9 protein-coding genes, 1 tRNA gene and 1 pseudogene are annotated in these 14,784 nt (G+C 51.5%); 9 read left to right on the top strand and 2 right to left on the bottom strand.

The window, feature by feature from the left end:
- Positions 1–165: 165 nt before the first annotated feature.
- The 8 genes and pseudogenes from gyrA (at position 166) to AB8615_RS04725 (ending at position 8,956) form a co-directional block, all read left to right on the top strand.
- Positions 166–2,928 carry a DNA gyrase subunit A gene (gene gyrA / locus AB8615_RS04690; protein ID WP_409433769.1) on the top strand — a complete coding sequence of 921 codons (2,763 nt, stop codon included), beginning with the start codon at positions 166–168 and terminating at the stop codon, positions 2,926–2,928.
- A gap of 92 nt (positions 2,929–3,020) precedes the next feature.
- Positions 3,021–3,513: pseudogene (gene coaD, locus AB8615_RS04695) on the top strand (pantetheine-phosphate adenylyltransferase).
- Positions 3,510–4,418, top strand: a complete 909-nt coding sequence (locus tag AB8615_RS04700) for a peptidylprolyl isomerase (protein ID WP_418152835.1) — start codon at positions 3,510–3,512, stop codon at positions 4,416–4,418. Before coaD ends, AB8615_RS04700 begins: the two are co-directional and overlap by 4 nt.
- Positions 4,419–4,449: 31 nt before the next feature.
- Complete coding sequence (locus AB8615_RS04705; RefSeq protein ID WP_409433772.1) at positions 4,450–4,908, top strand: peptidylprolyl isomerase; 459 nt, start codon at positions 4,450–4,452, stop codon at positions 4,906–4,908.
- A 49-nt stretch (positions 4,909–4,957) separates the two neighbouring features.
- Positions 4,958–6,031: a tRNA preQ1(34) S-adenosylmethionine ribosyltransferase-isomerase QueA gene (gene queA / locus AB8615_RS04710; RefSeq protein ID WP_409433773.1), complete on the top strand. Its 1,074-nt coding sequence runs from the start codon at positions 4,958–4,960 to the stop codon at positions 6,029–6,031.
- Between the two features lie 9 nt (positions 6,032–6,040).
- On the top strand, positions 6,041–7,177 hold the full coding sequence (tgt, locus tag AB8615_RS04715) for a tRNA guanosine(34) transglycosylase Tgt (RefSeq protein ID WP_409433774.1): 1,137 nt from the start codon (positions 6,041–6,043) through the stop codon (positions 7,175–7,177).
- A 59-nt stretch (positions 7,178–7,236) separates the two neighbouring features.
- A tRNA-Lys gene (locus AB8615_RS04720) sits at positions 7,237–7,312 on the top strand.
- A 273-nt stretch (positions 7,313–7,585) separates the two neighbouring features.
- Positions 7,586–8,956 (top strand): OmpA family protein, encoded by a 1,371-nt coding sequence (locus AB8615_RS04725; protein WP_418152838.1) that lies wholly within the window; start codon positions 7,586–7,588, stop codon positions 8,954–8,956.
- Positions 8,957–9,303: 347 nt separating this feature from the next.
- On the opposite strand, the gene phhA is transcribed toward AB8615_RS04725, so the two are convergent.
- Both phhA and AB8615_RS04735 read right to left on the bottom strand, forming a co-directional pair.
- Positions 9,304–10,170, bottom strand: coding sequence for a phenylalanine 4-monooxygenase (gene phhA, locus AB8615_RS04730; RefSeq protein ID WP_409433776.1), 867 nt, complete (start codon positions 10,168–10,170; stop codon positions 9,304–9,306).
- A gap of 66 nt (positions 10,171–10,236) precedes the next feature.
- Positions 10,237–13,632: an AsmA family protein gene (locus AB8615_RS04735; RefSeq protein WP_418152840.1), complete on the bottom strand. Its 3,396-nt coding sequence runs from the start codon at positions 13,630–13,632 to the stop codon at positions 10,237–10,239.
- Positions 13,633–13,791: 159 nt separating this feature from the next.
- Between AB8615_RS04735 and AB8615_RS04740 the strand changes: the two genes are divergently transcribed.
- Entirely contained in the window at positions 13,792–14,721 is a 930-nt protein-coding gene (locus tag AB8615_RS04740; RefSeq protein ID WP_418152842.1) for a M48 family metallopeptidase, read from the top strand.
- The last annotated feature ends 63 nt before the right edge of the window (positions 14,722–14,784 follow it).

The following is a 14,784-nucleotide window of genomic DNA, read 5'->3' on the forward strand; positions in this document are numbered from 1 at the left end:
CCTGTAATACCATAGAAATTCGTTGGAGACGAGAGAGTTCCAAGATCCTAGACGTCGCAGGCTTTGATTTGGTGATTCATTTGCGGTCAGCCTCTCGCAATGCTAGTAAAATGTGATGCATTTGTCGCGATTCTTGCGGCCTATCAGAAGTGGATTATTTGACCTTTGGCCGACGACACTGACATCCCAAACGACGACACACCGCAGACACCAAAAGGTCTACCTGATGGCATTTCGCCCGTGACGATTGAGGAGGAGATGAAACGCTCCTATCTCGATTATGCAATGTCTGTGATTGTCTCTCGCGCCATCCCAGATGTGCGCGACGGGTTGAAACCCGTCCATCGCCGTATCCTTTATTCAATGCATGAGAACGGATTTACCCGCGAAAAAGCCTATAAGAAATCTGCCCGTGTAGTTGGCGATGTCATCGGTAAATACCATCCTCACGGCGATAGTGCGGTGTATGACGCGCTGGTGCGCATGGCGCAGGATTTTTCCATGCGCCTGCCATTGCTGGACGGTCAGGGTAACTTTGGCTCGGTAGACGGTGATCCGCCCGCTGCTATGCGATATACCGAAGTCCGCATGGATCGTCCTGCCGCGAGCTTGCTAGCGGATATTGAGAAGAACACAGTCAATTTCCAAGACAATTACGATAGCTCCGAGTCAGAGCCTATCGTCCTACCCGCGCGCTTTCCTAATATCTTGGTCAACGGCGCGGGAGGGATCGCCGTTGGTATGGCGACTAATATCGCGCCGCACAATCTCGGCGAGGTCGTGGATGCAAGCCTGGCGCTGCTCGATAACGGGGCGCTGACCGATGATGAACTTCTAGAGATTATTCCAGGGCCAGATTTCCCAACGGGGGCATTAATCATGGGCCAATCCGGGGCGCGCCAAGGTGTGCTGACGGGGCGTGGCTCCGTCACTCTCCGCGCGGTGACAGAGATCGAAGAAATCCGCAAAGACCGTATGGCGATTGTCGTGACGGAAATTCCGTTCCAAGTGAACAAAGCTACGATGATTAAGAAGATCGCCTCCCTCGTGAATGAAAAGCGTGTTGAAGGCATTTCTGCTGTCCGCGACGAGTCTGATCGTGTTGGCATGCGGGTCGTGATTGAATTGAAGCGCGACGCCGTGCCTGACGTGGTCCTCAACCAGCTTTTCCGCTTCTCGCAACTGCAACAGAATTTCAGCTCCAATATGCTCGCACTGAATGGCGGCAAGCCAGAGCAAATGAACGTGCGTCAGATGATTGAAGCCTTTCTTGGCTTTCGCGAGGAGGTCATTGCGCGGCGCACGAAGTTTGATCTCGCTAAGGCGCGGGACCGTGCCCACATCATTGTTGGCCTTGCGACAGCGGTAGCAAATATTGATGAAATCATCAAAATCATCCGCGGCTCTGCCAATCCGCAAGACGCGCGCCAAAACTTATTGGCCCGCACATGGCCTGCTAAGGACATGGGGGCTTTGATCAAATTGATCGCTGATCCACGGTCTAAATTGCTCGATGATGGCACGATCCAACTGACAGAAGAACAAGCGAAAGCCATCCTGGATTTGCGTCTGCTAAAGCTAACCGCCTTGGGGATGGACGACCTGACAAGCGAAGCAGAAAAACTGGCCGCAACTATTAGTGATTTGCTGGATATTCTGCGTTCCCGCAAGCGCGTCCGCACGATCATTCATGAAGAACTAACTGAAATTAAAGAAAAATTTGCAACCCCGCGCAAGTCTATTTTCGTTGAAGGCGGTATGGACTTTGACGACGAAGACCTGATCGCGGTCGAAGATATGGTCGTTACAGTGACAGCGGGCGGATATGTGAAACGGACGCCGCTGGACACATATCGTGCGCAACGTCGCGGCGGCAAAGGTCGCTCTGGCATGGCCATGAAAGACGAAGATTACGTCACCACAGTTTTTGTCGCGACCACACATACGCCCGTGCTGTTCTTTAGCTCAAACGGCATGTCTTATAAGCTCAAAGTCTGGAAGCTGCCTGTTGGCGGTCCAGCCACGCGCGGCAAAGCCCTCGTCAATCTCCTGCCGCTTGAGCAAGGCGAAACAATCAATTCCATCATGGCTTTGCCAGAGAATGAGGAAGACTGGAAGAACATGGACATCATGTTCGCCGCTCGCTCTGGCGGTGTGCGTCGGAACAGCCTCGCTGACTTCACCCGCGTCAACCGCAACGGGAAAATCGCGATGAAGCCTGATGAGGGCGACGGTATCGTCGATGTCCGCCTCTGCACTGAAGACGATGATATTCTGCTAACAACGGCAATGGGCAAAGCGTTACGTTGCCGCGTCACCGATGTCCGACGTTTTGTCGGTCGCACGTCATCAGGTGTGCGCGGGATCAAGCTGGCAGATGGTGATGAAGTGATCTCTATGGCCGTGCTGCGCCACGTCGATGTCGAAACGGACGAGGCACGGGCCTATATGAAGCACGCCAATGCCATGCGCCGCGCCTTGGGCGAGGGGGAAGATGAGGCTGAGGAAACCGAGATCGAAATCGAAAGCTCGCTATCCGATGAACGCATTGGTGAGTTAGGCGGCAAAGAACAATTCCTGCTGACCCTTGCAGATGACGGGTTTGGCAAGCGCAGCAGTTCTTATGACTATAGGTGCATGAATCGTGGCGGGCAGGGCGTGACAGCGCAAGACCTCTCGCGCAAAGGCGAAGAGGATGCGAAACTCGTGCGTAGCTTTACGATCGAAGATGATAACCAACTGATGATCGTGACAGATGGCGGTCAGTTGATTCGCTGCCCTGTCAAGAACATCCGCGTTGTTTCGCGCAGCTCTCGCGGCGTCACTGTCATTCGCGTTAAAGACGATGAACGCGTGGTCTCTGTCGAGCGGATTGAAGAAAGTGAAGACGACGAAGCCGAAGACGCCTCTGAGTCCCCAGCAGAATAGGTGTTTAAGCGTCGCAGGTGATCTGCAACGTCAACCTATTGAAATCACGATATTCTTCTAGATAATCTGGCTATCCCCGTTATAACTCATTTATGACCAAACGCATCGCACTCTATCCTGGTACTTTTGACCCCATGACATTGGGCCATTTGGACATTCTCAAACGTGCCTCAAGGCTATGCGATAAGCTTGTTGTAGGCGTAGCGATCAATCGTTCCAAGAACCCACTCTTTGGCCTCGATGAGCGTGTCGAGATGGTGGAGGACGTTGTCAAAGACTTCCGCGATCGTATCGAAGTTGAGGTGAAGCCGTTTGAAGGTCTACTGATACATTTTGTTGAAAGCTGCGGTGCCTCTATGATAGTGCGCGGCTTACGGAGCCGTTTCGGATTTCGAATACGAATTTCAAATGGCTGGAATGAATGACCGCTTGAACCCGGATATCGAAACTGTCTTCCTGATGGCCGACCCGCAATACCAAACCATCGCGTCGCGATTGGTGAAGGAAATAGCGAGACTCGGCGGCGATGTAGGACAGTTTGTGACGCCCGAGGTAGAGCTACGCTTGAAGGACAAATACTCATGATGAAACGAATTATAGCTGGCACTTGTTTGGCCGCCTCTCTGGTCGCATCTGCTTGCGCTGCCGAAGCGCCGGAAGCTCAAACCACCGCAACGACAGCGTCGAGCTCTACGATGAGCAATGTACCAGCAGAGGCTTGGCGGACGGTTGATCCAGACAATCTGATGGTCATTGATACGGCTTACGGTAAAATCGGTGTGGAGCTTTTCCCAGAGATCGCGCCGGCTCATGTCTCGCAGATTAAAGCCTTAGTGCGCCAAGGGTTTTATGACGGTGTTCCGTTTCACCGCGTGATTGACGGTTTTATGAACCAGACGGGCGACGGCTCCAATGGTGACGGCACAGGCGATAGTGACTTGCCCAACATTCCTGCAGAATTTACTTTCCGCCGCGGCGACGACATGGCTGTGACGTTGGTCGGCGCGCGCAAGGCGGGTAATGAGGAAATCGGCGTGGGTTTCTATAAATCCCTCCCAGTCGCAACGCAGCCAATTAGCCAAGCGATGCTGACAAAGGACGGTAAAGTTGCCGCCTTTGGACTACATTGCAAAGGCGTGACGTCCATGGCACGAACCTCTGATCCGAATTCTGCCAATAGCCAGTTCTTTTTGATGCGCGCAAAAGCCGATCATTTGGATACGCAATATTCTGTCTGGGGCAATACAGTGATGGGGTATGAATATCTGGAAAGCTTCAAAGTGGGCACCAAAGGCGAAGTTCCAGGCTTTATCCCAGATCAGATGAACACCGTGACACTCGCTTCCGATATACCAGATGCGGATCGCCCGAATGTTCAGGTGCTAAAAGTGAACACACCTGCCTTTAGCAACCACTTAAAGACTTATAAAAATGCGGACGGGACATATCCCGATATCTGTGACATAACCGTACCTAGTCATACGCTTTAACCCCCCGATACAGACGATAAGAGGAAATATAATGGCTGAAAAACTAACAATGACGGTTGATTGCAATGACGGAAAAACGGGTGATGTTGTCATTGCTCTTCGTCCCGATGTCGCACCTTTGCACGTCAAGCAGATCACAACGCTCGCAACGAAGGGTTTTTATGACGGCCTGACATTTCATCGTGTGATCGACGGATTTATGGCTCAAGGTGGTTGTCCTGACGGGACAGGCATGGGCGGCGCGAAGAAGAATGTGCCAGCTGAGTTTAACTCAACGCCGCATGTGCGCGGCACGTGTTCTATGGCCCGCGCGGCCAGCCCAAATTCTGCGTCCAGCCAGTTCTTTATCTGCTTTGACGATGCCAGCTTTTTGAACGGTCAATATACGGTCTGGGGCCAAGTCGAGAGCGGCATGGAATTCATCGATGCGCTGCCAAAGGGTGAGCCGCCACGCTACCCAGGTAAAATCGTAAAAATGGAAGTTTCCTAGACTTTAAGTCTAGGGTCTCCGACCACCGTCCGCCTTTGGAGGTCTCCCAGTGGACGTTTCCCTCTTTGATTTCGAGCTACCCGAAGCGTCAATCGCGCTTCGGCCTGCCTCTCCGCGTGATAGCGCCAAGCTGCTGGGCGTGAGCGCAGAGGGCGTGCTGTCTGATCATATCGTACGCGATTTGCCAGATCAGTTACGGGCTGGCGATGTCTTGGTGGTCAATGAAACACGCGTTTTATTGGCGGCGTTAAAAGCCGTGCGGCCTGCGCGTCCTCATGGCGGCGGCGGGGACGTGACGCTCGACATCAATCTGCTTGAGCGCGAAACGCCTGATACATGGTTAGCTTTCGCGCGACCTGCCAAGCGTATCAAAGACGGTGATAGTCTCTCATTCGGGCATGATCTGACGGCGACAGTCATTCACAAAGGCGAGGGCGGTTTGGCCACGCTACAATTCTCGCAATCTGGCGAGGCGCTTGATGCAGCGATTGAAACTGTCGGCCGCCCACCGCTCCCGCCCTATATTGGCCGCAAGCGAGAGGTGGATGAACAGGACGTGTCGGATTATCAAACGGTCTACGCCGAAGAAACGGGCTCTGTCGCAGCTCCCACGGCGGGACTACACTTCACGCCCGAACTACTTGATCGTTTGGATACGAAAGGTGTGGAGATAGAGCGCGTGACGTTACATGTTGGGGCGGGGACATTCTTACCAGTAAAAACTGATAATACAGACGACCACGACATGCACAGCGAGTGGTATTCGATCGGGGCTGACACGGCCGCTCGTATCAATCGCGCAAAGTCAGAGGGCCGCCGCGTGATCGCGGTTGGCACAACGTCTTTGCGTGCGCTCGAGAGTGCTGCTGAGAAGGGACAACTAAAAACGCTGTCCAAAGATACCGATATTTTCATCACGCCCGGCTACGAATTTCAAATCGTTGACGGCCTTATGACGAATTTCCATTTGCCGAAATCAACCTTGTTTATGCTGGTTAGTGCGCTGGCGGGATTGGATACAATGCAGGCTGCTTACGCGCATGCGATTGAACAAGGCTACCGCTTTTACAGCTATGGCGACAGTTCGCTCCTCTGGCGTGCGCAAGGTAAAGAGAAGTCTTAGAGAGGCGACATGGCGAAATTTCCATTCGATATTCATGCGACTGAAGGCAAAGCGCGGACAGGCGTATTGCGAACCCCGCGCGGTGATATTCGCACCCCAGCCTTTATGCCTGTCGGGACGGCGGGTACGGTCAAAGGGCTATATATGGACCAAGTGCGCCAAGCAGGTGCGGATATTATCTTGGGCAACACCTATCACCTGATGCTGCGACCTGGGGCAGAGCGGGTCAAGCGTATGGGCGGTTTGCATAAATTCGGTGGCTGGGACGGCCCGATTCTGACTGATTCAGGCGGTTTTCAGGTGTGGTCCCTGTCGAAGCTTCGCAAGATGACCGAAGAAGGCGTTGAGTTCCAGAGTCATCTGGACGGTTCTAAGCACATGCTTTCACCCGAGCGGTCTATTGAGATTCAAGCCGATCTCCTTGGCGCGGATATCTCAATGCAGCTTGATGAGTGTACGGAATTCCCGTCGCCCTATGACGCCGCTGCAAAGTCTATGGAATTATCCCTACGATGGGGACAGCGATCCCTCGCGGCGTTTGGGGAACGAGAAAGTCAGACATTATTTGCGATTGTCCAAGGTTCAACTTTCCCTGACCTCCGCAAGATGAGCGCCGAGGCCAGCGTGGCCGAGGCAACCGCAGGCGGTTATGGCGGCTTTGCGATTGGCGGTTTGGCTGTGGGGGAAGGGCATGACGCCATGTGCGAGACGCTCGATTTCACAGTGCCGCACCTGCCAGTTGATCGACCTAGATATTTAATGGGTGTGGGCAAGCCCATAGACCTCGTAGAAGCTGTCGCTCGCGGCGTTGATATGTTTGATTGCGTGATTCCCACACGGTCTGGCAGACACGGGCAAGTCTGGACTGATTCGGGGCCGTACAACATTAAACGCGCCGAGTTTGCCGAAGATGCCGCCCCTCTGGACGCAGCGATTCACTGCCCAGCTTCAAATGATTATAGTCGTGCCTATGTCCACCACCTTATCCGCTCTCAGGAGATGTTGGGTTCGATGATTCTGTCTTGGCATAACATCGCATATTTCGAAGATTTGATGAATCGGATGCGTGCGGCGATCTCTGAAGGTCGGTTTGATGCCTTTGTTGCGACATTTCGCGCAAACTTGGGTGAAAAAACACCGACTTGACGAAGTTTTCTGCCTTGACGTAGCGCCGCCCTAACCATAGTAAGCGCCGCTTATTAGATGCGCCCGTAGCTCAGTTGGTAGAGCGCCTCACTTTTAATGAGGATGTCCACGGTTCGAGTCCGTGCGGGCGTACCATTCTTTTCTTTTCCCGCCATTGTGCCATAAGAATGACGTAATTGCTGGGAAAGTTCGCCTCTTAGATGATATTAAAGCTAACGATGGTGAAAATTAATGTGGTGCAAAAAAGCCACGGGCCATAAAAAACCTTTTAAAATCGTCAAAATAGGGCTATTGAACCTTGGCAACGCGGAACGAATTCGTGTAGCAGGGGTTTAAGCAAGTATGTCAACATGACATACTGTTTGGATAAATTAGGCAGATAACCTGTCTATAATTGGAGGAAACATCATGAAGCATAAGCTTCTCATTGCAGCTGCAGCTTCTGCGTTGATGGCCGCGCCATCTCTCGCATCAGCACAAGACGACGGCTGGTATCTTCGCGGTAATGCGGGATATGGTATTCACAACGACATGGATTTCGTTCCTGGTGACGCAACAAGCAATACGCTTGCTGGCGACGTCGAGAGTGAAGGAAATGGCGCATTCTCACTCGGTCTCGGTTACGAGTTTGGCAATAATTGGCGCATGGAATTAGACGGAACAAGTCTTTGGACTGACCTAGGCGCGATCGATAACGTGCCAAGTTCTTTCGCTAAATTGCGCACGAACGCTATGATGCTTAACGCTATTTATGATTTCAGCGATTTTGGTCGTTGGGAGCCATATGTTGGTGCCGGTATTGGTCTCGTTCGCGGCGACCTTGATGCCGCTGCACACGATTTTGCAAGCGTTGACAATAACCTAGTTCGCACACCCGTTTGTAATGCGACACGCACTGCAAATGACGCAATTTCATGCGAATTTACTGATCGTGACACAACTTTCGGCTGGCAGCTTCTTGCAGGTCTTGGTTATGCGATCACTGACAATCTGTCATGGGATACAAACTACAAGTACATGAACGCTAGCAACATGGATTTCGAAGGTGTTGCAACTAACGGTCTTGATAACGCGACTCAAAACATTACAACAACTCTTGAAGATGTTGGTTCGCACTCATTGATGACGGGTTTCCGTTACCGCTTTGGCGCATCTGCTCCAGCACCTGTTGTGGCTCCAGCTCCTACACCTGACTTCGCTTGTTGGGATGGTTCAATGGTCTTCAACGCTGGTCAGTGTCCAGCTGAGCCAGTGGCACAGCCAGAAGTCCGTTGCTGGGATGGTTCCATGGTGTTTGCTGCTGGTGAGTGTCCTGCACAGCCAGAAACATACACATGTTGGGACGGTTCACTCGTTTATGATCTCGCACAGTGTCCTGTTCAAATGACAGAGCGTGGCAATGTTGTTGCTGACATCTGTGGTGAGCAGTATCGCCAAGAAATCATTTATTATGAATTTAACAAAGGCCAATCTGCTGAGACACGTAACACTGTCAACCGCATCTTGGACATTGGCGAGTATTGTAATGTCGATAACATCCGCGTCGTGGGTCACACAGACTCGTCCGGTTCAGCATCTTACAACTTGGCACTGTCTAAGCGTCGCGCAAAAGACGCCATGGACGAACTCGTTCGTCAAGGTGTTGATCGCGCTAAGATCACATCCGAAGGTAAGGGCGAAACAGAGCTCTTCGTTCAGACTGGTGACGGCGTGAAAGAGCAGTTGAACCGTCATACAGAAGTGTTGATCACTCTCGGTTCACTTGGCGGCATCAATTAAGATCCGCTTATAAAACTTAGAAAGCCCCGTCTCGTTACTTGTTATCAAGTCGCTAGGCGGGGTTTTTTTATGTGCGATTGACAGATATTATAACGATTGAGGCTGGCTTGCATTGAGTTATGAAAAGATGATGTTTTCGTTCGGGCCATTAAGCAGAGCCAAAATCACGCTGAAAAACTGTTTGATTTGCAACAGACAGACCGACACCCAAAATGTCATGAGACGTGCGTTGAAGGCTAAGCCTACACTAATCTCACGATAAAATAACTTATCTCTATATTTCAGTGTCTTAGAGGCTGCTAAGCTTCGATCTATCGTACATATTGTATAATACGGGCGCTGTGATTTTACTGAGCCGTAACTCTCTTTTGGGTTCCGACGTTAAGGAGATGATCGGTTTTCACGATATCTGCAGGCAAGATCGGTTGCTGACCTGCCGCTTTATCGTCTTCCAAGCGGTCATAAATGGCTTTGAAATCTTGTTGCGTCGCGTCGAATAACTCATCAAAAGACTCGATTGTGAAATAGCATTGCTGATAATCATCAATTTTATAATCTGTCCGCATAATCCGTTCGAGATCAAATTCAATCCGGTGCGGGGAGGGTGAGTCGAGGCTAAAGAGGCTTTCGCCTTTGGATGAAACAATGCCGGCGCCGTAAATGCGCAGACCTTCGGCGCTCTGCAGGAGGCCGAATTCCACAGTATACCAATATAGTCGCGCCAATTCTTTCAGCATCCCGCGCTCTTCACCGCGCAGTCCACCTGTCCCGTAAGCTTGCATGTAATCAGCAAAGACGGGATGCGTCAGCATGGGAACGTGGCCGAAAATATCGTGAAAAATATCTGGTTCTTGGAGGTAATCGAGTTGGTCTCTCCGGCGAATAAAACGCCCCGCCGGGAAGCGTCGATTGGCGAGGTGGTCAAAAAATATTAGGTCTGGCACTAGATGAGGCACCATCACAATTTCCCAACCCGTTAAGGCGCGCAGTTTCGGGTTGATAACAGCCAGATCGGGAATACCGGCGCCGCCTAAGTCTAAGGCTTCCAAGCCCGTGTAGAATTCGTCGACGGCTCGTCCTTGCAAAATATCAATTTGACGCGCGTAGAGAAGATCCCAAATAGCATGCTCATCCGCCGTATAGCGCTCCCATTTCTGCTCGATCGTAAAATCTGCAGCAGGGGTTTGCTCTAAAATGACAGGGTCAGAAATCACGCATATCTCCTTTTAAGGAGTATATACGGTCAATGAATAGGATAAAAAGACCAATTTTGTTCTATATTATGTAGATTGGAAGCAAATTATTCGTTCGGCTCTGGCGTCTTCTGATTTAGTCTTTTTCTTGCGACCAAATAAGCTGCCCAGTGCATCTTCGATTTTTTCTTCATCGGTCTTCTCAACAGGCTGTGTTTGAGAGGGTGCCGTCTCAGTTGGAATTGTGGACGCATCCGTATTGTTTGGCGTGTGTGCAGGCGCTTTTTTGACACCTAATAACTCGCCTAGCATGCCTTCGACAGCATCAGATGGTGATTTGGATTCTGTAGGTGTTGTCGCCGGGGGAATTTCTCCATTTTCAGGTGCGGGGTTAGGAGGTGTTGGCTGTCCACCAATTATGCCGCCAACAATATCGCCAAGACCACCGCCCAACTCTTTTTTCAAGATATTACCAGCCTCTGCTCGCGCCCGATTGGTGACAATCTGACCCAAGAATTCTGTATCCAGGCTGGCTTTAGCGGAGCCGAAACCGCCTGAAAACCGAATGGGAATACCAAAGGCAGCCAAGCCACTGGCTTGATCCCCTCTGAGTTTTGGGAGGAAGCGCAGGTCTAGCGTTTGATTGCCCAAGTCAATCTCGCCATCCCCTTCGGCCAACAAGTTGGCGGCGGCGAGTTTAAACGTACCGACTTTCAACACACCATTTTCGATTTGGAATTTCCCGACAAGGTCTTGAAATTGTGTGACTTGATCCGCGCCAATACCGCTGGGGAGACTACGAGACGTCAGGGCGCTATCCAGCCCGGTTAGGAATTCGCTCGCATTGATGCCCTTGAGCGTACCTTCCAAGACTTCAAACCCGCCAGTGCCGTTGAGGGATTTCATAATGGCGGCTTGCGAAATGCCGCGACCTTCAACTTTCAAGGCGGTTTGACCCTGACCAGACGCATTTGCGAAGCCAGCGACAGCACTCATAAAGCTATTGGTCTGTAATTTGTCGAGTTTTGTATCCAAGGAAATTGCCGGCACAGCGCTTGACGCGTCGAGAGTTGCGGTCATTGTACCGCGGCCACCATAAAGGGAGAGGCTCGGCATGACTGTGGATAGCACGCCATTATTGAGCGTGGTGTTGATGGTTGTTTCGCCCAGCGTAAGTCGGGTCATTTTGATGTTGGGCGTAGCGATGACAATCTTCGCATTCACCGCGCGGAAGGGCTCTGTATTGATCGGGGTGTCGCTCCAAGGAACGATCTGTCCTTCGGGACGCTGCGCAGAGAAACTTTCCATGTAAGGGCGTAGATCAAGGCCGCTCGTGACATTGAGCGTCCCGTCAATAAAGGGTTTTGGTGTCGTAAGGTCGACTCCGAATTGCCCTGTAGTTTTGATCTGATCCAGCGCGATATTGGCCTGTGATAAGGTGATAGCCTGAGGTGTGCCCTTGACCGTGCCGTTCATGGCAAAGGCGCCAAAAATATCACCAGCCGCCGTGCTAGGCGGAAGGTCAGTGCCAGATAATTTGGCGAGCTCGCGCAGGCTTGTGATCGTCGCGTCTAGCTGTCCATCTAATGTGACACCATCATTATAAGTCGCGCTGCCGCGGTATGACCCATTGAGTAGGCCTTGGGTTAAATCGGCAATAATGTCTTTAATATCAATATTTTGCCCTGATCCTTTTATCTTGCCTGAAACCGCTAATTGTCCAATCGCATTGTCATATGGAATGTCCATTGTGAGGGCTTGGTCGAGTTTGGCGAGTTGCGGGATGGTTGCTGTGAAGGCCCCGTCAAACGCAGGAATTTCGCCAAGCGTTGCATCACCCTCATAGGTTCCGTTGACCGCGCCATTTGTCAGGCTGGCCGACAGACCTTTAAGAGAAGTCGCGGTGTCTGAGTAATTCACCGAGCCTTTCATCGCCACAGTTTTGACCGCATCTATGTTTTCAATCGTCAGTCCCATGATACGGGTCAGCGCGGGGAGGTCAGCGATGTTGGCGTCGACATTGCCATTCGCTGCGGCCTTACCGTTAACGAATGAGGCGTCACCAGAGTATGTGGCCCGTAAGTCATTACCTTCGGTTTTAAAGCTAATATTCGTCGCGCGAACCGCTTGCCCCGCCATGTCCACAGTGCCCGACACGGATGTCGCGCCCAAGGCCGCTGCGCCTTGCACGTCTGGAGCGAAAATTGCGGCGAGTTTGGCGGGGTTATCAGAATTAGCTTTGAATTGCCCTTTCGCTGTCACCGCATTTTTAGGCTCTGCTTTGGCATTATAACTCGCTGTGCCTGTGTAGCTGCCTGCCACACTCGGCCCGTCAAATTTCGCATCAAGGGCAGTGGCTTCAACGCCTTGCTCTGTTGATTGTAATTTAGCGGTCACATCGACTGTTTTAAGCAGGTCTAGACCTTTGACATCCTGTGGAAGGTAGGACTTGAGTGACGTAAGGTCTGTTATATTTAAGGCAATATCGCCAGACGCGGTCGGCACGTCGGCCATGCGAGCGTTACCTGCGAAGCGAAAGGTGAGGGCGTCGCCTTCAATGTTGATATTGGTGTTTTCTGCGCTGATTGTCTCGCCCTCATAACGAATATCGCCAATGAGAGATGCGGTTTTGGCGAGGTCGACATACTTCGCGGTCTCTCCAAGGGCGGTCTCTCCAAGGAAAGGCTTCAGAGCGGCAAGATCAGAGACGTTCCCGTCAATGTTGGCTGCAAATGCAATGGCTTCACTTGGCAGGAAACTGCCGTCGACTTTAGCGCTAGCGAAATCAGTTTTGATGTTGCCTTCGATCGTCGCAGATTGACCGTTCAAGAAGGCCCGAGGACTATTCATTGCCAGGTCGAGCGTCAGGGGCATATCGTCATAAACAAGACTACCGTCGATAATGAGTGTCTTGGCCATGCTGGGCAGGGAAACAAATGTATTGATGTCTGTCACGGATATGGATTGACCCGTCACCGCATCGTCATAGGTGAGCGTGCCGTTCTCTAGAGTAAACGCTCCAATTTGCGGGTCGAGCGCGGCCATACGGCCATCGCGTTTAAAGGGTCCAGTGTCAGGTTTCGGCTCTGTCGGGCGATCCCCAAACTCCCAGTTCGCCACACCGTCCGCGCGTTTTTCCAAGCGTATGATCGGGTCGCGCAGAGTAAAGCGGCTAATCTCAACGCGTTTGGAGAAGAGCGGGAGTAACTTCACTCGTGCCTCGAGGCCAGAGATTTGGGCAAAATCTGTGGCCGTGAAACCTTCAGGATTTTTGATCGTCACGCCATCTGTTTTGGCTTTTATTAGCGGGAAGGTTGAGAGTTTGACATCTCCCGTTATCAAAACATCACGCCCTAATTCCGAGCTTAGCTGCGTTTGAATTTTGTCTTTATAAACGGAGGATGGGACCAGGGACGGCACAATAAATAGCACGGCGAGCAGCAGTGTAATCAGGACTCCGATAGCGATAAGTAACTTTTTCATATGGCCTAAATTTCCTTTTTCAACGGAACCAACGCGACCCTATCGGGTTCGTTCCGTATCGCAGTATGTAAAAAAATGCGCTTGACGCTGTCACTTTGTCGTATCTTAAGGTATGATTAATGAACACACGCTGCAAGGCATGAATATTTGGAGGACAATATGTGTTTTAATCATAACCACACGGTCGAGGCGAAACCCGCTACCGCCAAAGCGACGCCAGAGTTGGGTCGACGTAAAATTATCCAAGGTGCCGTTGCAGGCGGAGCGCTTATGGCGTCGCCCGCTCTGGTCAGTTGCGCAACAAATGCAGAGACGGTACGCAAGCAATTTGTCGGCCTTGCCCCGGGCGCAGGTCAGCTTAATTCTATGGCAGCCGCGTCATGGGCAGAGATGAAGCAAAAGACTCCGACCTCGACAGATCCCCGCTACACGAACCGCCTGCGTAATATTGGTGGCCGTATTGCAAAAGGAGCCAACCGTTCGAACCAAAAATGGGACTATGCGGTTTTTGATACAGACACCAAAAACGCATTTGTCCTCCCCGGTAACCGTGTCGGATTTTACAAGGGTATGATGGACTTTACAGATAATGATGACCAAATCGCGGGCATTATGGGCCACGAAGTCGGGCACGTCTCTGGCCAACATGCGCGGGAGCGGTATTCCATGCAGATGGCATCACAAGTCGCTGTCGCGGGCGGAACCGTGATCGGCGCGTCGCAAATGTCTAAAAAATGCAACAGATATACGGGCGCAGCACGTAATAATTGTCTGCAAAGCGCTAATCGCAATACGCAGTATTTGGCACAAGCCTTGGGCCTCGGTGCGATGATCGGTCTGGTTTTGCCGTATTCACGGAAACACGAAGCCGAATCTGATTTGCTAGGCGCGAACTACATGCAACGCGCAGGCTATAATCCCTATGAGGCAGTGAAATTATGGGAAAAAATGGCAGCGAATAACCCGTCGCGCCAACCGCAATTCCTCTCAACTCACCCCGATCCGGCTTGGCGGGCGCGCAATCTTGACGAATATATCCGTCGCCAAGAGAAGTTAGGTTCGCAAGGCTTTAAAAATATTCGCACATAGTCAGTTCTGACTGCGAAAATATGCTTGTATAGGCGCAGTCCTTGTTATAGGTCTGCGCCACTT

The sequence above is a fragment of the Litorimonas sp. RW-G-Af-16 genome (genome assembly GCF_048319245.1).
GTDB lineage: Bacteria > Pseudomonadota > Alphaproteobacteria > Caulobacterales > Maricaulaceae > Litorimonas.

Excerpts from the sequence above, each read along its gene's own strand:
- AB8615_RS04700 (WP_418152835.1), top strand. The coding sequence starts at position 3,510 with ATGATGAAACGAATTATAGCTGGCACTTGTTTGGCCGCCTCTCTGGTC.
- AB8615_RS04705 (WP_409433772.1), top strand. The coding sequence starts at position 4,450 with ATGGCTGAAAAACTAACAATGACGGTTGATTGCAATGACGGAAAAACG.
- tgt (WP_409433774.1), top strand. The coding sequence starts at position 6,041 with ATGGCGAAATTTCCATTCGATATTCATGCGACTGAAGGCAAAGCGCGG.
- AB8615_RS04725 (WP_418152838.1), top strand. The coding sequence starts at position 7,586 with ATGAAGCATAAGCTTCTCATTGCAGCTGCAGCTTCTGCGTTGATGGCC.
- AB8615_RS04735 (WP_418152840.1), bottom strand. The coding sequence starts at position 13,632 with ATGAAAAAGTTACTTATCGCTATCGGAGTCCTGATTACACTGCTGCTC.
- AB8615_RS04740 (WP_418152842.1), top strand. The coding sequence starts at position 13,792 with ATGTGTTTTAATCATAACCACACGGTCGAGGCGAAACCCGCTACCGCC.